13 protein-coding genes and 4 pseudogenes are annotated in these 19,088 nt (G+C 73.8%); 6 read left to right on the top strand and 11 right to left on the bottom strand.

From position 1 onward, the window contains the following. Position 1: 1 nt before the first annotated feature. Positions 2 to 469 carry a hypothetical protein gene (locus BM536_RS44560; RefSeq protein WP_342748879.1) on the bottom strand — a complete coding sequence of 156 codons (468 nt, stop codon included), beginning with the start codon at positions 467 to 469 and terminating at the stop codon, positions 2 to 4. A gap of 609 nt (positions 470 to 1,078) precedes the next feature. Between BM536_RS44560 and BM536_RS36760 the strand changes: the two genes are divergently transcribed. Further along, a complete protein-coding gene (locus tag BM536_RS36760; protein ID WP_094104013.1) occupies positions 1,079 to 1,273 on the top strand; it encodes a hypothetical protein in 195 nt (64 codons plus the stop codon). 35 nt (positions 1,274 to 1,308) lie between these two features. Here the strand turns inward: BM536_RS36760 and BM536_RS44555 are convergent, their stop codons facing one another. From BM536_RS44555 to BM536_RS36735, 7 genes and pseudogenes are all read right to left on the bottom strand, one after another. Further along, entirely contained in the window at positions 1,309 to 2,640 is a 1,332-nt protein-coding gene (locus tag BM536_RS44555; RefSeq protein ID WP_342748878.1) for a PP2C family protein-serine/threonine phosphatase, read from the bottom strand. A 20-nt stretch (positions 2,641 to 2,660) separates the two neighbouring features. Beyond that, positions 2,661 to 2,885, bottom strand: a pseudogene (locus BM536_RS44550) (PAS domain-containing protein); the annotation flags it as partial. Between the two features lie 180 nt (positions 2,886 to 3,065). Next, positions 3,066 to 3,425 carry a hypothetical protein gene (locus BM536_RS44545; RefSeq protein ID WP_342748877.1) on the bottom strand — a complete coding sequence of 120 codons (360 nt, stop codon included), beginning with the start codon at positions 3,423 to 3,425 and terminating at the stop codon, positions 3,066 to 3,068. Between the two features lie 144 nt (positions 3,426 to 3,569). Beyond that, positions 3,570 to 4,772, bottom strand: a complete 1,203-nt coding sequence (locus tag BM536_RS36750; RefSeq protein ID WP_094104012.1) for a cysteine desulfurase-like protein — start codon at positions 4,770 to 4,772, stop codon at positions 3,570 to 3,572. Positions 4,773 to 5,025: 253 nt separating this feature from the next. Then, positions 5,026 to 6,186: an oxygenase MpaB family protein gene (locus BM536_RS36745; RefSeq protein WP_073497397.1), complete on the bottom strand. Its 1,161-nt coding sequence runs from the start codon at positions 6,184 to 6,186 to the stop codon at positions 5,026 to 5,028. A gap of 45 nt (positions 6,187 to 6,231) precedes the next feature. Beyond that, positions 6,232 to 7,283, bottom strand: a pseudogene (locus tag BM536_RS36740) (polyprenyl synthetase family protein). Next, positions 7,276 to 7,560, bottom strand: a complete 285-nt coding sequence (locus tag BM536_RS36735; protein WP_073497395.1) for a polyprenyl synthetase — start codon at positions 7,558 to 7,560, stop codon at positions 7,276 to 7,278. Before BM536_RS36735 ends, BM536_RS36740 begins: the two are co-directional and overlap by 8 nt. Before the next feature lie 412 nt (positions 7,561 to 7,972). Between BM536_RS36735 and BM536_RS36730 the strand changes: the two genes are divergently transcribed. After that, positions 7,973 to 8,968 (top strand): glycoside hydrolase family 11 protein, encoded by a 996-nt coding sequence (locus tag BM536_RS36730; RefSeq protein ID WP_073497393.1) that lies wholly within the window; start codon positions 7,973 to 7,975, stop codon positions 8,966 to 8,968. A gap of 70 nt (positions 8,969 to 9,038) precedes the next feature. On the opposite strand, the gene BM536_RS36725 is transcribed toward BM536_RS36730, so the two are convergent. Continuing rightward, the gene (locus tag BM536_RS36725; RefSeq protein WP_094104011.1) at positions 9,039 to 9,488 is read right to left on the bottom strand and encodes a MarR family winged helix-turn-helix transcriptional regulator; all 450 of its coding nucleotides are present in this window, start codon (positions 9,486 to 9,488) and stop codon (positions 9,039 to 9,041) included. A 126-nt stretch (positions 9,489 to 9,614) separates the two neighbouring features. Here BM536_RS36725 and BM536_RS36720 point away from each other — a divergent pair, with 126 nt between their 5' ends. Both BM536_RS36720 and BM536_RS36715 read left to right on the top strand, forming a co-directional pair. Further along, positions 9,615 to 10,172: a quercetin 2,3-dioxygenase gene (locus BM536_RS36720; protein WP_094104010.1), complete on the top strand. Its 558-nt coding sequence runs from the start codon at positions 9,615 to 9,617 to the stop codon at positions 10,170 to 10,172. Then, complete coding sequence (locus BM536_RS36715; RefSeq protein ID WP_342748876.1) at positions 10,157 to 11,041, top strand: alpha/beta hydrolase fold domain-containing protein; 885 nt, start codon at positions 10,157 to 10,159, stop codon at positions 11,039 to 11,041. The genes BM536_RS36720 and BM536_RS36715 overlap by 16 nt, the downstream gene beginning before the upstream one ends. A gap of 248 nt (positions 11,042 to 11,289) precedes the next feature. Here BM536_RS36715 and BM536_RS36710 read toward each other — a convergent pair. Next, positions 11,290 to 13,404, bottom strand: a pseudogene (locus tag BM536_RS36710) (alpha-galactosidase); the annotation flags it as partial. 194 nt (positions 13,405 to 13,598) lie between these two features. Here BM536_RS36710 and BM536_RS36705 point away from each other — a divergent pair. Both BM536_RS36705 and BM536_RS36700 read left to right on the top strand, forming a co-directional pair. Next, a pseudogene (locus tag BM536_RS36705) lies at positions 13,599 to 14,788 on the top strand (ROK family protein). 155 nt (positions 14,789 to 14,943) lie between these two features. Next, positions 14,944 to 16,314, top strand: a complete 1,371-nt coding sequence (locus tag BM536_RS36700; RefSeq protein WP_094104009.1) for an alpha-lytic protease prodomain-containing protein — start codon at positions 14,944 to 14,946, stop codon at positions 16,312 to 16,314. 554 nt (positions 16,315 to 16,868) lie between these two features. Here the strand turns inward: BM536_RS36700 and BM536_RS36695 are convergent. Then, entirely contained in the window at positions 16,869 to 18,935 is a 2,067-nt protein-coding gene (locus BM536_RS36695) for a SpoIIE family protein phosphatase (RefSeq protein ID WP_094104008.1), read from the bottom strand. Between the last annotated feature and the right edge of the window lie 153 nt (positions 18,936 to 19,088).

Here is a 19,088-nt window from a genome sequence, read left to right as displayed (position 1 = left end):
CTCAGCGGGGACCGCGCCGTTCGGTCCGCTGGGCCTCCCGGGTGGCCTCGCGTGCCTCGCGCTCCGCACGGGTGAGTGCGTCGGAGGCCGCCCGCTGCTGCTCCTGGGCCTCCCGCCGCTCCTGCCGGGAGAGCTGAAGCTCCTCCCGCGCGGCGTGCAGCCGCCGCTCGGCGGCGGCCACCTCCTCCTCCGCCCGGTCATGACGCTCGCCCGCCCGGACCGCCCGGTCGTCGGCCTCCGCCAGTTCCGTACGACGCTCGCGCAACCGCCCCTCGGCCGCCTCCGCCGCCTCCTGGGCCCGTGCGAGCTGCCGCTCGCGTTCACGGCGCCGCTCGGCGAGGTCGTCCTCCGCCGGGGCGCGGGCCGCGGGCCGCGCGGGTGTCGTAGGGCCGCCCTGCTGGGCGGGGCGCTGCCGGCGGGCAGGTCCGAAGGCGGGGTGAGGGCGGTCTCCAGCCGGCCGGCGGCCCACTGCTCGGCGGCGCCCGGGTCGGCCAGCACCGCCTGGAGCGTCGCCTCGACCTCCTGCCGCACCGAGGCCGACAACCGTTGCCCGGCCTCCGCGGCGAGCCGCGCGGCCTGCCCGGACAGCGCCGCGACGACACTGCGGCGCCGCACGGACAGCTCCTTGATCCCGGCGCGGTCCAGGGCGCCGTACGCCTCGCGCAGCGCCTCGCCGAGTTCGAGGAACCGTCGGCTCTCCTGCGGAAGGGAGCGCCGCAGCAGGTTCGCCGTCCAGGCCGCCAGCGAGGGCCGGCGGGCGGCGTGGATACGACGGGCGTCCTCCGCGCGCCCGTCCGTGCGGGCCCGCAGGGCCAGCTCCTCGCGCCGGGAGACGAAACCGGCGGGCGGCGTGCTGTACAGCTCGTCGAGCGCGGCCTCCACCTCGGCCCCGGCCTCCGCGGTCCCCCGCTTCCCCCCTACGTCCTTGCGCGGCACGCTTCCCAGACTCCACCGGGCCGGGCCCGCGCGCACCTCGGCCCCGGACCGGTCGGGCAGGATGGGTACCAGGGCGTCCGGTCGGCGGCGCCGGGGAGGGGAGCGGTGCGTGAGTGAGGAGCCGGGGTGCGCGTGGACGGCCATGACACCGGGGGACTTCGACCGGGAAGCACCGCTGCGGCTGAACGTCCGTACCGGCGGCGCCGCCGTCCCGGCCGAGCCGGACGAGTGCGGGACGGTGCCCCTCTTCGGCGACGAGGCGCCCGCGCGGCGTCGCCCGGCGGCCCGGCCGCGTCGGCGCGATGCCGCCGGACACGAGCAGGAGCGCCTCTTCTGACCGGTTCTCCCTGAGAACCGGGAGCCTCGACCCGCTCAGCGGCCCGTGTACTGGATGACCAGCAGGGCCACGTCGTCGGTGCGCTGCCCGGCCGTGCCGGACGTACGCAGCAGGGTGTCGACGAGCGCGTCCAGGTCCCGGTCGTCGGCACGGTCCAGCTCCACGGCGAGCTGGTTCATCGAGTCCTCCAGGTCGACGCCCGGCATCTCGATGAGCCCGTCCGTGTAGAAGACGAGGATCAGCCCCGGCACGAGCGGGATCTCCGTGACCGGGAACTCGGCGTCGGCATCGATCCCCAGGAGAGGCCCGGGCGGCATGTCGAGCGGCCGGGCGGCGTGACCCGGCAGCCGCAGCAACGGCGGTGGGTGCCCGGCGCCGGCCAGTGAGACCCGCCGCCCCGCGAAGTCGATGCAGGCGTAGAGGCAGCTGGTGAACAGCTCCAGGCCGAGGTCCGTGACGAGCCGGTTGGTTCCGGCGAGCACCTTGTCCGGGGGAGTGCCGAGGGTCGCGTGGGCGTGCACACCCATGCGGACCTGGCCCATCAGCGCGGCGGCGGCGACGTTGTGCCCCTGGACGTCGCCGATGACGGCCGCCGCGGCGGTGTCGTCGAGGCGGATCAGGTCGTAGAAGTCCCCGCCGATGTCCATCCCGTGGGTGGCGGGCAGATAGCGGGCGGCGACCCGCAGACCGTCGATCGCGGGCAGCGTGCGGGGCAGCAGCGCCTGCTGGAGAGCGTGCGCGAGGTCGTGCTTGGTGTCGTACAGCCGGGCGCGGTCCAGGGCCTGGGCGATGAGTCCGGCGAGCGAGGTCAGGACGGCGCGTTCCGCGGCCGGGAAGTCGTGCCGGTGCTCGTAGGACAGGACGCAGATGCCGACCGGACGGCCCGAGATGATCAGCGGGAGGAAGGCCCAGGCCTTTTTGCCGCTGATGTGGGGGGCCTCGGGGTAGATGCGCCGCATCTCCTCGGGGTTCGAGAAGAACGCCGGGATGCCGCTGTCCAGGGCGCGCCCGCGGGGGTGAACCCCGTGTCCAGCGGCAGCCCGTCGAGGCGTTCGATGGTCTGCGGCGTGTAGCCGCGGTAGCCGGTGATCCGCAGCCGTCCGGCGTCCGCGGTGGACAGCACCAGTCCCTGGGCGCCGAAGGCGGGCATGATCTGGTCGGCGACCAGATCGATGACGTCCTGCACGCCGACGACCTCGGTGAGCGCGGCGGCCAGGTGCGTGAGCTGGTAGAGCTGGCCCATCCGGGACGGCACGGAGCCGCTCTCGGGCCGGCGGGGCGCCGACAGGGGCAGCGGCCGCGCTCCGCTGGGGACGATCCGGACGCTGATGCCGCTGTCGTCCGGGAAGAGATGGAACTCCAGCCACTGGCCAGGCGGCCGGCAGGCGGTGAAGGAGACGGGCGCGCGGCTGAGCACGGCGGCGCGGTAGCGGTCCTCGTAGGTGGGGTCGTCCAGCCAGCGCAGGGACTGCCACGGCAGCGTGCCCAGCAGTTGGCCGGCCTCGCGGCCGAGCAGCGTGCAGGCACCGGAGCTGAGGTAGGTGAAGCGGCCCGCCAGGTCGAGGGCGCAGCTGCCGCCCGGCAGCCGTTCGACGAAGTCGGCCGCCGCCATCGCCGGTCCGGCGTGCCGGTGCCCCGCCCCCGTTGGGCAGGACCCGCGGCCGGCCGGTGCCGGCCGGCGGCCCGCCGCGCTCGGCGGCCTCCTCGATCAGCCGTGCCAGCCGCCGGCAGCTCGACACGATGTTCCCCTGCTCGCGCCCCGTCATGTACGGCGGACGGGTGGCCGGCCACATCAGCAGCAGGGCTCCCCAGCGGCGGACACCCGTGACCGGTGAGGCGGCCAGGGCCAGCGGATAGGGGAGCGCCATCGCGGTGCGCGGATAGGAGCGGGCCATCTCGCTCTGGCTGCCCACCCAGACCAGGCGCCCCTCGCGGACCGCGTCGCCACGGGTGCCGGAGCCGCCACCGGCACCCGCGCCCACGGTTCGGCCAGCTCGGCGGGGGCCCCGCTCAGCACGTCCAGGCAGAGCACCTGCTCGTCGGGGGAGAGCAGGTAGAGGGCGCCGATCGACGCGCCGGTGCGGCGTACGATCTCGGCGAACGCGGCGTCCAGGCCGTCACCGTCGACGGCCGGATCACCCGTGTCGGTCACGAGGCACCTCCAGCGTCAGGGGGGAGCCTCGCGGACGGCTGCCGGCTCCACGCGCGGCGCGGCACGCCTCCGCAGACATGCCGCGCCTCCGTCATCAAGGACGCTACGCCGATCCGGGATGCTCGGCACGTCCCCGAGGGCGCCTCATCCAAGGGAATCGAGCGCCTCCAGAAGCCGCTCGACGTCCTCGTCGGAGCTGTACGGCGCCAACCCGACCCGTACGCCGCCCCCGTCGCCGAGTCCGAGGTGGCGGGACGCCTCCAGGGCGTAGAACGACCCGGCGGGCGCGTCCACACCGTGCCCGGCGAGATGGCGGGAGACGTCCGCCGGGGTGTGACCGGCCACCGTGAACAACAGGGTGGGGGTGCGCCGCACGGCCCGCGAGTACACCGTCACCCCGCCGGTCTGCGACAGCCCGGCCTCAAGGCGCCGGCGCAGCGCGTCCTCGTGGGCCTCGATCGCCGCGAAGGACGCGACCAGGCGCGCCCGGCGGCTGTCGGGCCCGGTCCCCGGCACGAACCCGGCGAGGAAGTCCACCGCGGCCCGCACCCCGGCCAGCAACTCGTACGGCAGCGTGCCCAGCTCGAAGCGTTCGGGGACGGCGTCGGTGGACGGCAGCAGCTTGTCCGGGCGCAGCGACTCCAGCAGTGCGGCCCGGCCGGTCAGGACGCCCAGGTGCGGACCGAGGAACTTGTACGGCGAGCACACCAGTGTGTCCGCGCCGAGCGCGGCGAGGTCGACCGTGGCGTGCGAGGCGAAGTGCACCGCGTCGACATGGAGCAGGGCGCCCGCCCGGTGCGCGAGCTCGGCGACGGCCGGGATGTCGGGGCGGGTGCCGAGGAGGTTGGACGCCGCGGTGACCGCCACCAGCCGGGTGCGCGGGGACAGGACCTCCCCGATCCGCTCCGGGGCCAGCTCGCCCGTGGCCGGGTCGAAGTCCGCCCGGCGCACGGTCGCGCCCACCGCCTCGGCCGCCTGGACCCAGGGCCGTATGTTGGCGTCGTGGTCGAGGCGGGTGACGACCACCTCGTCACCGGGACGCCAGTCCCTGGCCAGGGTGCGCGCCAGGTCGTAGGTGAGCTGGGTGGCGCTGCGGCCGAAGACGACGGTGCCCGGGTCGGTGCCGAGCAGATCGCCCATCGCCCGGCGGGCCGCCAGCACGATTCCCTCGGCGTTGCGCTCGCCCTCCGTGAGCTGTCCCCGGTTGGCCAGCGGGTGGGCGAGGGCCTCGGCGACGGCGTCGATCACCGGCTGCGGGGTCTGCGTGCCGCCGGGCGCGTCGAACCGGGCCGAGCCGGACTTCAGGGCGGGGACCTGCGCGCGGATCGCGTCGACGTCGAGGTGCATGCGTACTCCTGCGGGGCGAGGGCGTCTTCTGTTCGGACCAGTCTGACCCCGATCGTTTCGGATCGGGGCCGTCCCCGAGCGGCGGTGCCGGCCGCGGAGTGTGTCCCGCGATTCCCTGGTGTGCGACGCGGTTTCCTGGGCAGACGTGCGTCGTGTGGTGCGGGGCGGTGCACCTGGGGAGGTCAGCGCCGCCCCGCCCCCTTGCCCGGATCACCCGGACGGTCCGGACGGCTTCTGCCCGAGGACGGGGCGGTCAGGAGACGGTGGCGGGCGGCGGTGTCCAACGGCCGGTCCTGGCCGGTCCTTCGGGGACGCCGTACTCCTTCTTCAGCTGCTCGGGGATGGCGTAGTGCATGACGCGGCCACGGGTGAGGGAGGACAGCTCCAGTACGGTGGTGAGGTGGCCCAGGCGGTCCAGGGCCCAGCCGACCGTCGGTGAGCGGTCCTCGATCGTCTCCAGGACGCCCAGGAGGTGGGGGACGGCCCGGACGAGGGTGTCCCAGGGGGTGCGGGGGACCTGGAGCCAGTCGGCGCAGGTGTCGCCGACGAGGTGGCGGATCAGGGCGGACACGACCGGGTCGAAGAGCGTGCCGGGGACGACGTCCTCGTACAGGTCGATGAGCTGTCGGGTCAGGTGGGCGCCCTCGGCGGACGGGCCCATGTGGCGCGTCATGTAGAGGTCGAGGAACCGGCGGGCCTCCGGGAGGGTCCGGGGCACGGCGTCCTGGTCGACGCCGAGCATGGCGCCGACGACGCGCCAGGCGTAGAAGTACGCCTCCGCGCCCTCCTCGGACAGGTGGATGCCGAGGCGGTGCAGGGAGTCCAGGACGAGCAGGGAGAAGAACATCTGCCCGCCGATCATGTCCTCCTGGCAGATCGGCACCCCCAGCGCCTGTGCGTCCCAGCGGTTCTCCCGCGTCAGGTGGTGCCGGATGGAGGCGTGCAGCAGGCGCACCTTCTGCGCGGCGGGGATGAACCGGCTGCCGGCCTCGAAGGCATCGGGCCGCATCAGCAGAACGGTGAACTGGCCGGTCTCCGCCATGCGCTTGGACGGATAGCTCAGCCCGTGGGTGGCCGACAGGAGCCGGGCCACGTGCGGGACGAGGTAGCAGGCGGGCATGGACGCGAAGGACAGCGCGGTGGAGATGTGCACGTTGTTGTCGATGAAGAACAGCCGGGCCTTCTCCATCTCCGTCCAGTCCACCCAGTGCGGCGGAGCGCTCGTGGCGTGGAGGTACTCGCGGGCCACCTCGGGCAGGCCGTCGGGCGGCTCCTGGCCGGCGGTGGAGACATGGCGCATGAGCGTGTTGAACGCGCCGACCTCCCCCCGCTCGAACAGGGTGGCCACGACGGCGTCGGCGAGTTCGTCGCCGCTGCCGCGCAGGGCGTCCATCGACGTCTCGGTGAAGGTCATGAGGTCTCCTCGGCGGGCGGCTAGGGGCGGCTGGGCGGATCGGTGTCAGTGGAGGCGGTCGGTGGCCCGGTGCGCGAGGTCTTCGAGCGCGCGCCGCGCCCGCGGCGGGACGGGGGCGTCGTCCAGGGCGCGTGTGGCCTGCTCGACCCGCGTGTGGATCATCCGCTCGATCCGTCGCGGCGCCCCGAGTTGACGCATCAGTTCTCGTACGTCGTCCAGGTGGCCGTCGTCGAGGTCGCGCCGCCCCAGGACAGCGCTCAGCCGTTCGCGTTGCGCCGGGTCGGCGGCGTTCCAGGCCTCGGCGAGCAGGGCGGTGGGCCGGTGCGTGCGCAGGTCGTCCAGGCCCGCCTTGCCGGTGCGCTCCGGGTCGCCGAACAGGCCCAGCAGGTCGTCGCGCAGCTGGAAGGCCTCGCCCAGCGGCAGCCCGTAGGCGGACAGGCCTTCGCGCAGCGCGGGCGAGGCACCGCCGAGCGCTCCGCCGATCAACAGGGGCTGTTCCACGGTGTACTTGGCGGTCTTGTGGCGGATCACCTGGAGGGAGGCGGCGGTGTCGGGGCGGCCGCCGGTGCGCAGGATCTCCAGGCATTCACCGGCGACGAGGTCGCGGGCGAGCGCCGCCCACAGGCCGCGGGCGCGGCCGAGGTAGGCGGTGGGCAGGCCGCTGGTGACGAACAGTTGCCCGGCCAGGGACATCAGGAGGTCGCCCACGAGCATGGCCAGGGACCGGCCGGCCGGGCGGGCGTCGGGGCGTCCGCGCAGGGCCGTGGCGAAGGCGACGTGGTGGTGGGCGCTCCGTGGCGCAGGGGGCTGTCGTCGATGAGGTCGTCGTGGACGATCGCGGCGGCGTGCACGAGTTCCATGGAGGCGGCGGCCCGCACGAGGGCGTCGCTGTCGGGCTGTCCGGACGCCCGCCATCCCCAGTAACAGAACGCGGCCCGCAGGCGTTTGCCGTGCCCGGCGGCGTCCCGCAGTCGTCCGGCCACCGGCTCCAGGTCCTCGTCGACCGCCACCAGCAGGCCGGCTTCCTCGGCCAGCCGGGCACGCAGGACGGTGTCGACGCGGGACCGGAATGCGGCGGCGTCCCAGTCGTCAGACATCGCCGGAATCGGGCTTCTCGCGGGCGAGCTTGTGCCGGGCGAGCACCTCGAGGTGGGCCGGAGGCACGTTCGCGTACCGGTCCAGGGCGAGTCTGCCGCGGGCCTGGAGTTCCTGCCGAGCGCTCTGCGCGAGGTCGGCGGTGTCGGACCGGCGCAGCAGCCCGCGCAGCGTCCCGAAGGCGGAGCCGACCGTGCGCACCGCCAGGTCCGCCAGGCCGGCGGCCAGCAACAATGCCTGCTCCTCGCGCGCCGGACCGCGCGGTGTCGTGTACGTCATGCCGCTTCCCCCATGCCCACGTCCATGCCCGTGTCCATGCCCACGGGCCGTCGCCGTGGAGGCACTCAGAGCATGGCGGGCCGCCGGAGCCGAAGATCGACGGATACCCCATCGAGTGACGGACGGGACGCGTGTCGGGAAGCCGTTGCCGTCGCCGGCTCCGACCTGTCCGGAAGCTCTGCGATTGTTTCGTGCCCGACAGGTCGCCCCAGTGGATCTCCTTGATGGTCCCTCTGGGTCGCCCACTGGGGAGGACTCACCAGGTGAGAGCCATTGATCTGGCAGAACAAGCTCTCTGAAGACCCTTCAATGTCGTCGAAGGTTTCGAAAGGACTACCGAAACTGTTGACTGCCGATGGGGACCGCTCAACACTTTCGCCATTCCCCGTCCCCCGAAGGAGGAGGCGCGCACATGGCCGCGTTCATCCATCCGCAGAGCCGCAGTCGCGGGCGGTTCCGCACGCTCGCCCGAAGCGCCTGGGCCGTCGCCCTGGCCGTCGTCGTGACGATGCTGCTGCCGGTCCCGGCCCATGCCGACACCGTCGTCACGACCAACCAGACCGGCACCGACAACGGCTACTACTACTCGTTCTGGACCGACAGCCCCGGCACCGTGTCCATGAACCTGGGCGCCGGCGGCAACTACGGCACGTCCTGGAGCAACACGGGCAACTTCGTCGCCGGCAAGGGCTGGAGCACGGGCGGGCGCAGGGCCGTGACCTACTCCGGCACCTTCAACCCGTCCGGCAACGCCTACCTCGCGCTCTACGGGTGGTCGACCAATCCGCTCGTCGAGTACTACGTCGTCGACAACTGGGGCACCTACCGGCCCACCGGAACGTTCAAGGGCACCGTCACCAGCGACGGCGGCACGTACGACATCTACCAGACCACGCGGTACAACGCCCCCTCCATCGAGGGCACCCGCACCTTCAACCAGTACTGGAGCGTCCGGCAGTCCAAGCGCACCGGCGGAACCATCACCACGGGCAACCACTTCGACGCCTGGGCCCGCGCGGGAATGAGCCTGGGCACCTTCAACTACATGATCCTCGGCACGGAGGGTTACCAGAGCAGCGGCACCTCCAACATCACGCTGGGAGACGCCGGTTCGGGCGGTGGCGGAGGCGGTGGCGGTGGCACCGGATGTACGGCGACGGTGTCGGCGGGTCAGCAGTGGAGTGACCGGTACAACCTGAACGTGTCGGTGGGCGGGGCGAGCAACTGGACGGTGACGATGAACGTGCCGTCCCCGGCGAAGGTCCTCTCCACCTGGAACGTCAGCGCGAGCTATCCCAGCAGTCAGGTGCTGACGGCGAAACCCAACGGCAGCGGCAACAGCTTCGGGGTCACCGTGCAGGCCAACGGCAACTGGACCTGGCCGACGGTCTCCTGCGCACCGAGCTGACCGTCCGGGCCGGGCCCGAAGCGGGGGCGTCCGACACGTCGGGCGCCCCCGTCGGCATGCGTGGCGGGTCTCAGCCCGCCGGCCCGGGAGGCTCCGGAGGCTCGCCCCACGGCAGCTCCAGCACGGCCCTCAGCTCCGCGACGGACCGCCCGCCGATCCGCTCGGCCAGGGTGCGTTCCAATGCGCCGAGGACCTGTGTCGCCCGCTCGTGCGCCCGTCGGCCCGCCGGGGTGCGGCGGATGAGCAGTTGCCGGGCCGAGCTGGGGTGCGGGACCTGCTCCAGCAGGCCCATGGTCACCAGGGTGTGCACGGCCTTGTGCGCGGTCTGCCGGGTGACGCCCATGCGGCGGGCCAGCTCGGACACCGTCGTGCCCCGCTCGTCGAGGACCGCGAACAGTTGCAGCTGGGTGGACGACACCTGCTCGGCGCCGTCGGCTTCGAGGGCCGCCAGCAGGGCGTCGTCGAACCACCGACGGGCCTCACCCAGCAGCTGCGGCAGGCTGCGGCGTCCGGCGTTCATGCACTCCCCAGGGTCGGACGAAGAAAGGGTCAGCGAAGTCTTGCACGCTCCCGAACCACTATGTCAGCCTGGCTGACATAGTGGCCGTCGACAGGCCACCGCACCGCCGCACCACCGAGGAGAGCCGTGACCATCGAGTACGCCACCCAGTACCGCCGTGCCTCGCAGATCCCGCCCGACCCGGGCAAGCCGTACTTCATCGAGCGGGGCATGGGCGACCGCGCCCTGCTGTTCACCGACCTGTTCACCGTGTACGCGGGCGGTGAGCAGACGGAGGGCACGTTCAACTTCTTCACCTGTGAGGGCCCCAAGGGCGACACCATCCCGGCCCACCTCCACCCGGACACCTACGAGGTCTTCTTCGTGACGGACGGCGCGGTGCGGCTGTTCGTCGAAGACACCGCGGGGGAGCAGTACGAGAAGCTCCTGACCAGCGGCGACTTCGGATTCGTCCCGACGAACTGCCCCCACGCCTACCGCATCGAGCGGCACGGCAGCCGGATCGTCGGCGTGGCCGCGGGCCCCGGCGGCACGTTCGAGCGGTTCTTCGAGAACCTCGGCACACCCGTCGAGGGCCCCGACCTGCCCACGGCGCCGTACGTACCCGAGCGGAGCAAGTTCGCCACCGTGCCCCAGCGGTACGACGTGCGGTTCCTGCCCGACCACCAGTGGCGCACCCCGTGACCGCACCCACCGGCCTGCGCGCCCTGATCGCGGCCCCCCACCCGGACGAGGCGCCGCTGCCACCGGCCGCGCACCTCGACGCCGGGGTCCGCCTCCTGCGCGGCGTTTCCTACGCGGACGTACCGGGGGCGCGGCCCCTCGAACTCGACCTGTGGCTGCCCGGGCACGATCCCGGCCGACCGCCCGTCCCCCTCGTGCTGTTCGTGCACGGCGGGGCCTGGCGCCGGGGGCGGCGCGAGGACATGGGGTACCGGATGCGGAGCTGGGAGCCCGGCCCCTTCGCCCGGATCGCCGCCGCCGGGCTGGCCGTCGCCTCGGTCGACTACCGGCTCAGCGGCGAGGCCCTCTTCCCCGCCCCGCTGGACGACCTGCGCGCCGCCCTGCGTTGGCTCGCCCTGCGCGCCCCCGAACTCGGCACGGACATCGACCGGACGACCGTGTGGGGCGAATCGGCCGGCGGGCACCTCGCGGCCCTGCTCGCCCTGTCCGAAGGTGCGTCGCGGCTGAGAGGCGCCGTCGCCTGGTACGCGCCGAGCGACCTGAGCCGGCAGGCCGAGGCCGCGGACACCCCGGAGGCGCTGCTCCTCGGAGCGGCCCCCGCCGAGGTGCCGCGACTCGCCCGCCAGGCGAGCCCCGTCGCCCAGGTCCGGCCCGGAGCGCCGCCCTTCCTCCTGGTGCACGGCGAGGACGACTCCATGGTCGACTGCGACCACAGCCGAGCCCTGGCCGCCCGCCTAGGCGAGGCCGGCGTCCCGGTCGACCTGTGGACGGTTCCCGGCGCCGACCACGTCTGGCACGGCCTGCCCGAGGCGCAGGTCGAGGACCTCTTCGGCCGGACCCTGCACTGGATCCGGCAGGCCACCCGGTAGCACCCCGGCGCCCGCCCGCCCCGACCGGAGACCGGAAACCGGCCGTCACGGCCCCCGCCCGCGCCATGACACCGCATCGGGTCGGGCCGGCCGCCTCCGGGTGGCGTGGCCCGGTCTGTCCGGCGGTGCCGTGTGTCAGTGGCACGGTCCGGTGGGCCCGGTGGCACGGCACGGCGGCACCGGTGCGCCGGGTGCCGTGCGCGCGCCGCGTGTGGTCCTGGTGGCGCGGCGCCGGTCTCAGTCCGAGTCGGCAGCCGGACCAGGTGTACCGCCGTGCTCGACCAGTCGCCCCGCGGCAGGTCGAGGAGGAGGCCGTACTCGGTGAGGACGGTGGCGTGGTGCACGGTACCGGTGCGGGTGTCGCGGTAGCGGGCACCGGGCGTGAGCGCCGGCAGGCGGACGGGGATGCGGGGGGTGCCGTGCCGGGGCCCGTACTGCCAGGCCAGTACGAGGAGTTCGGCGGCGTCCTCGGCGATGTACTGCACCACCGTCGGACGGTCGCCGAGCGGCTCGGTCAGCCGGTACTGCGCACCTTGCTGCACCAGGTGGCGCACCTTCTTGTACTCGGCCACCAGCTGCGCGCCCTCGGCCAGTTCCTCCCGAGACCAGCGGGTGAGGTCGCCGCCGATGCCGAGCAGCCCGGCCATGGCGCAGTGGAAACGGAACCGCAGCGGCACCGTGCGGCCGGTGAGCTGGTTGGGCACGTCGGTCACCCACGCGGACATCGTGCGGGCGGGATAGACCTGCCCGTACCCGTGCTGGATGGCCAGACGGTCCACGGCGTCGGTGTTGTCCGACGCCCAGGCCTGGTCGGTGCGCGCGAGGATGCCGAGGTCGACGCGCCCGCCGCCCCCGCTGCACGTCTCGATCCGCAGACCGGGATGGTCGGCGCGCAGCCGGTCCAGGACGCCGTACAGGTTCGTGACGTACGCGCTCCACAGCCGGTCGTCGCCCTGGTCCGCGCCGGGCCAGCCCGCCTCGCTGAAGGCGCGGTTCATGTCCCACTTGAGGAAGTCGACGGCGTGGTCGCCGACCAGCCGGGTGAGCCACCCGTACGCCCAGTCGGCCACGTCCGCGCGGGCGAAGTTGAGGACGAGCTGGTTGCGCAACTCGCTGCGGGTCCGGCCGGGGATGTGCAGGACCCAGTCGGGGTGTGCGCGGTACAGGTCGCTGTCGGGGTTGACCATCTCCGGCTCCACCCAGATGCCGAAGCGCATACCGAGTCCGTGCACGGCCTCGGACAGCGGGCCGAGACCGTCGGGGAAGCGGCCGGGGGCCGGCGTCCAGTCGCCGAGACCGGCCCGGTCGCTGCGGCGCGAGCCGAACCAGCCGTCGTCGACGACGTACAGCTCGACGCCCAGCGCGGCGGCCCGTTCGGCGAGGGCCTTCTGGCTCGCCTCGTCGACGTCGAAGCCGGTGGCTTCCCACGAGTTGTAGAGCACCGCCGCCGTCTCCCGGCCGCGCGGCAGGACATGGGCGAGCGTGTACGCGTGCCAGGCGCGGCTCGCCGCACCGAACCCGCCGTCGGTGCAGAGCCCGGCGAACACGGGAGTGCTGTGCTCCTCGCCCGGCGCGAGCGGCACGCTCGTGCCCTCGTGACCGGCGCCGCCGGTCCAGCCGGCCCGCCCGTCGGGGGTGCGCTGCGCGGTGACCCGCCAGGTCCCGGACCAGGCGAGGGCGGCGCTCCACACCCGCCCGTGGTCCTCGGTGGCGTCGCCCGCGTCGAGCATCAGCCACGGGTTGGCGTGGTGACTGGTGATGCCCCGCCTGCTCGTGAGCACGGTCTCGCCGTAGGGGAGGGCCTCCCGGCGCAACTGGCTCTCGGCGGACCACTGGCCGGTGACATGGCTGAGCCGGTAGTCGGGCAGTGCGGGCAGGGTCCAGGCGGCGGAGTCGGCCCGCAGGAGGTCGACGCGCTGGTCCCCGGCGTTGCGCAGCACGGTCCGGCGCTCGATGACGTCCGTGTCCTCGCGCACCCGGTAGTGCAGCTCCACGAACAGCGGGTGGACGCGGTCGCGGAACTCCAGGACGAGTTCGGTGCTGCCGGGCGCGGGCTCGTGCACGCGGTGTCCCACCGGCTCCCATTCGAAGGCGCGGGAGCCGTCGGCGTAGCGCACCTGGAGGGAGGGCGGGCCGAAGCGGGTGCCTCCGTCGACGGGTAGTTCCTCGCCCACCGGCGGCAGCCCCTCGAAGCTGTCGCCCGCCGACTCGACGGGGACGAGGAGGCCCTCCGCCTCCCGGAGGGTCAGCCGCGGCCCCCACGCCAGATGGCGGGGAGCGCCCGTCTCGTCGATCCGCAGGGCGTACGACGTGTGCGGGGTGGTCAGCAGCCAGATCCCGGTGTCCGGGGAGAAGGAGATCATCGGTGTCGGGCCTCACTGGGTGAAAGACGAGGGGAGTGACGGAGTGACGCAAAGCCAAGCCTGACCTTCGATCGCATGTCAAGCCCCCACCTGCGTCGATGCTTCGAAAGGCAACCGCAACTCACAGCGGGCCTTCAGGGTTTCCGGGTTTCTTTCATTGACAGCGGAAAATAAAAACCCGTAGGTTCCCGGCCATGTCCTCGCCCGCCGACACCGAGACGCTCCCCGCCGCCACGCCCGCCGCCGCGCACATCTTCACCACGGTCCTGTCCCACGGCCCCCTCACCCGCCTGGAGGTGGCCCGGCGGGCCGGCCTGTCCGCGGCCGCCGTCACCAAGGCCGTCCGGCCCCTGATCGAGTCGGGCTATCTGGTGGAGGAGGCCGACACGGGGGCGGGCGCGGACACGGAGGTCCGCCCGGCGCTCGGGCGGCCCGCGACCCTCGTCCGGGTCGACGGCGGTCGCGCGCTGTTCATCGGCGTGAAGCTGACCGGCGACGAGATCATCGGGGTGCTCACCGACCTGTGCTGCCGGATCCTGCTCGCCCGGCGCGTGCCGCTGGCCGGCCGCGACCCCGGGGCGTCCTCGCCACGGCCGCGGACCTGGTGCGGGAACTGCTGACCGAGGCGGACGGCTACGGCGTCCGGGTGGCCGGCCTGGGCATCGCCGTCGCCGGTGACGTCGACCGCGCGGAGGGCGTCGTGCGGTACTCGCCGTTCCTGGAGTGGCGCGACGTGCCGCTGGCCGGACTCGCCGCCGCCGTCACGGGGCTGCCGGTGACCGTCGACAACGATGTGCGGGCACTCACCGTCGCCGAGCAGTGGTTCGGCGCGGGCGTGGGCCTGTCGGACTTCGCCGTGGTCACGGTCGGCGCGGGCATCGGCTGCGGCCTGGTCGTGCACGGCCGGGTGGTCGCCGGAGCGCACGGTGTGGCCGGCGAGATCGGCCATGTCACCGTCGACCCGAACGGTCCGCCCTGCCACTGCGGCAACCGCGGCTGCGTGGAGGCCATCGCCGCGGACGCGGCGATCCTCGCCCGCATCCGCGAGACCGGCGGAACCGAGGTGGCCGACACCGCCGAGGCCGTGGACCGGGCCCGGCACGGGGACACCGACGCCCGCGAGGCGTACGCCAGGGCCGGGGAGGCCATCGGCCGGGGCATCGCCACCGTCGCCAACCTGCTCGGACCCGCCCGCGTGATCATCTCCGGGGAGGGCCTGGCCGCCTACGACCTGTTCGCCGAGCAGATCCGCGAAGCGTTCACGGCCGCCGCGTTCGGCTCGGCCGCGCAGTGCGACGTACGGACCAGGCCGCTGCCCTTCGAGGAGTGGGCGCGCGGGGCCGCCGCCACCGCCATCCAGTCCTTCATCACCGCACCGAACTGAGGACCCGAGCGGTTCCGGCCGTCGTGCTCCGTGTACTGCACATGGCAGCCCCGGCCGTCCCCCGAAGCCGCTAAACCCCCCTGCCTCCGACATCTCCTCGCACACCACGGGCAAGGCCTCGGGTCATCCGACCCTTTCCCGAGGAGGCACTCCGCATGGTCGCCAGACCCGCCGCCGGCAGACGCCGCGCCGCCCTGACCGCTGTCAGCACCCTCGTCCTGACGGCCGTCCCCGCGGTCGCGGCCGCGGGGCCGCCGCACGCCGCGCGGCCCGCACCCGCCGCCCGCACGATCGGCGCCGAGCACGCCCCGCCGGAGGTGCTGCGTGCCCTCCAGCGCGACCTGCGCCTCACGGCCGGGCAGGCCGCCGCCCGCCTGGCCAACGAGGCGGAGGCGGGCCCCCGGGCCGGCCGCCTGCACAACGCGCTGGGCGCGCGCTTCGCCGGGGCATGGGTGACCGGCAGGACCTCCGCCGGCCTCACGGTCGCCACCACGGACGCCGCCGACGTACCCGCGATCCGCGCCGAGGGCGCCCAGGCAGCCGTGGTCACCACCCCCCTCAGCGGCCTGCTCGCCCTCAAGGACGACCTCGACGAGGCGGCCGGCCGGGTCCGCACCGCGCAGACGCCCGTCTGGTACGTCGACGTCAGGGCGAACCGGGTCGTCGTCCAGGCGACCAGCCGGTCCGCCGCGAACGCCTTCATCAAGGCGGCCGGCGCCCAGGCCAAGGGCGTCGGCATCCGCGTGTCGGCGGAGCGGCCCCGTCCCACCGAGGACATCGTCGGCGGCGACGCCTACTACATCGACGCCGTCGCCCGCTGCTCCGTGGGCTTCTCCGTCACCAAGGCCGAGCAGCAGGGCTTCGCGACGGCGGGTCACTGCGGCCGGGCCGGGTCCACGACGACCGGCTTCGACGACACCGACCAGGGCGTGTTCCAGGCCTCGGTCTTCCCGGGCAAGGACATGGCCTGGGTGGGCGTCAACAGCGACTGGACCGCCACGGCCGCCGTCCGGGCGGCGGCCGGCACGACGATCCAGGTCTCCGGCTCGGTGCAGGCGCTCGTGGGCGCGTCGGTGTGCCGCTCCGGCTCGACCAGCGGCTGGCACTGCGGCACGGTCGAGCAGCACGACGCGAGCGTCAGCTACCCCGACGGCCCCGTCGACGGTCTCACCCGCACCACGGTCTGCGGTGAACTCGGCGACTCCGGCGGGTCGTTCGTCGCCGGGACGCAGGCCCAGGGCGTCACCTCCGGCGGCTCGGGGGACTGCAACAGCGGCGGCACCACGTACTTCCAGCCGGTCAACACCCTCCTGGAGGAGTTCGGGCTGACTCTGAAGACCGCGGGCGCCACGGGTACGCCCGCGCCCCAGCAGGGCGCCTCCACCGACTCCTGGGCCCCCGGCCGGGTCTACGAGGTGGGGGAGACCGTCTCGTTCTCCGGCGTCGACTACCAGTGCCTCCAGAACCACCAGGCACAGAGCACGGGGTCGCCGGAAGTCGCCTCGTCCCTGTGGCAGCGCTCCTGACCACCGCGTCCCGCTGGGCCCCGGCGGTGGAACGCCACCGTCGGGGTCCGCCCGGGTCAGCCCTGCGCGAGGAGCGAGTAGGCGGTGGCCACCGAACGGGTCGTGGGCTTGGAACCGGCGGGTGCACAGGGCCACCAGGGCCGTGCCCGTGTCGGGCGGGAAGCTCAGAGGAAAGCCCGCCGACCGGCTTGAGCCGTTCCAGGAACCCCACTTCGGGATCATGCCGTCGCTCATCCGGTGCCGGCCGACGGTCAGGGCGGCGGCGAAGGCGGCCATCAGCGTGGAGTGACAGCGGAGCGCGAACTCCGGCTCGCCTCTTCGACATTTCCGGCTTCACCGTCCCGGACCCCGACTCCGGCCCCCGCACGGCGGGTCGTCGGGTGGGTGAAGGCCCTGCCGGACGCCAAGAGCCGTGCGCCGCAACGGGAAGAGGCGCCGCACTGGCAGGAGCCGTGCGCCGCACCCGCAAGCGATCCGACCGATCGTCAGCGAGGCGGTCCGGCTGGGCAGTCCGGCGAGGCGGTCCGGCGAGGCGGTTCGGCCAGGCGGTCCGGCTAGGTGGTCCGGGCGACGAGAAGGGCGACGTCGTCGTGGTCCTCGGGGTGCCGCAGCCCGTACAGGAGCAGGTCGCAGATCTCCTCCAGGGGCCGGTGCGGCTCGTCGAGGAAGCCGAGCAGCACGTTCAGCCGGTCGTCGATGGAGTGGTGGCGGGTCTCCACCAGGCCGTCCGTGTAGAGGACGAGCAGGTCGCCGGGGACCAGATCGGTGGTGGTGGTCTCGAAGGCGACGCCGCCCACGCCGAGTGGAGCCCCGGTGGGCAGGTCGAGCAGCCTGGGCTCATGACCGGGGCCGGCCAGCGCGGGCGGCATGTGGCCGGCGTTGGCGATCCGGCACTGGCGCGTACGGGGGTCGTAGACGGCGTAGAGACAGGTGACGATGTAGTGCTCCAGGCCTCGGGTGATCTTGTCGAGGTGCTGGAGCACGGAGCCGGGGTCGAGTTCGAGGTCCGCGTAGGCACAGGTGGCGGTGCGCAGCCGGCCCATGGTGGCGGCGGCGTCGATGCCGTTGCCCATCACGTCGCCCACCACCAGGGCGGTCTTGTCGTCCGTGAGCGGGATGACGTCGTACCAGTCGCCGCCGACCTCGCTGGTCGCCTGGGCGGGCTGGTAGCGCGAGGCCAGCTCCAGCCCGGTGTGCCGGGGCGGATGGTCGGGCAACAGGCTGCGTTGGAGCGTGAGGGCGGTGTTGCGCACGCTCTGGAACCAGCGCGCGTTGTCGATGGCCACGGCGGCGCGGCCGGCCAGCTCACCGGCGAGGATGACATCGTCGTCGTCGAACGGGAGCGGATTGCGGGTGCGCTTCAGATCGAGGGCGCCCAGCACCTCGCCGTGGGCGATCAGCGGCACGGCGAGATACGAGTGCACGCCGGCACGGGCCAGGAGCGCGGAGGCCTCGGGGCTGCGGGCGATGCGCGCCAGATCGCGCTCGCCGACATGGCGTACGAGGACCGGGCGGGCGCTGTGCACGCACAGGGTGACCAGGCGGTCGCCCTCGTAGGCGGCGAGGTCGCCGGGAGGGTCGGCGGCGCGCTCCGCCACGGTCGGGTGGGCGGCCTTCAGGGCGAGGGCGCGGAAGAGTTCCGGGCCGTTGTCCGGACGGCGTCTGCGGCGGCAGGCGAGGGCGGAGTCGAGGATGTCGACGGCGACCACGTCGGCGAGCTGCGGGGTGGCGATCTCCGCCAGTTCCCGGGCCGTCTGTTCCACCTCCAGCGTGGTGCCGACCCGCGTGGAGGCGTCGGCGACGAGCGCCAGGCGCCTGCGGGCCCGGTCGGCCTCGGCGGCCGCACGGTGGCGCTCGGTGACGTCGACGAGCGAGATGGCCGCGCCGAGTACCCTGCCGCCGGGGTCCTCCAGCCGGTAGAAGGCCAGCGACCAGGCGTGCTCGCGGTCCGGGTCGACCGGGGGCCGACCCACGTGGAACTGGTCGAGCAGCGGGGTGCCGGTGGCGATCACCTGGCGCAGCGCGGACTCGATCGTGTCGATGTCGGGCAGGGGCAGGGCCTCCCGCAGACGCCGGCCGACGTGATCCGCGGCGGGCATGCCGTCGATACGCTCCAGCGCCGGGTTGACCAGCAGGTACCGCAGGTCGGTGTCGACGAGGGCGAGACCGATCGGGGACTGGTTGATGAGCCGCTCGCACAGCGCGAGGTCCGTCTCGACGCGCTGGAGGAGCTGATGGTCGGCCACGATGCCCAGGGCATAGACATCCCCCAGATCGTCCTGGAGGCGGATGTTGCGGAACTCCACCAGGCGGCTGCTGCCGTCCTTGTGCCGGACGGGGAACGCGCCCGCCCAGCCGCGCCCGGTCTCCAGCACCTCCGCGAACAGCCGTACGACGGCCTTCAGGTGCGCGGGGTCGACGAACAGCCGCGCCGCGTACGCGCCCAGGGCCTCCGCCGCGGAGTAGCCGAACAGCTCCTCGGCCTGCGGCGTCCAGAAGACGATGCGCCCCTCGGCGTCGAGGACCACCGCGGCCACGCTCAGCATGTCCAGCAGGCCCGTGGTGAGGGGCGGCCCGGAGCCGTACGGGTCGCTGTCGAACGGGAAGGGTTCGGTCGTCATCCCTGAGCCTCCTCCACCGGTCGCGGAGCGGCGGTGCGGCCACCGTCGGTACCGCCGCACACCCGGACCACGGGCACCGGCCCTTCCATGCTCCCTCCCCCCGGCGGATCCCGGAAACGGAGCCGTCGAGGGCGGTCGGACCCGGGCCGGTGC

The organism is Streptomyces phaeoluteigriseus, assembly GCF_001896135.2.
GTDB lineage: Bacteria > Actinomycetota > Actinomycetes > Streptomycetales > Streptomycetaceae > Streptomyces > Streptomyces phaeoluteigriseus.
Note: the sequence above shows the minus strand (reverse complement) of the source record. Positions and strands in the feature narration are given on the sequence as shown.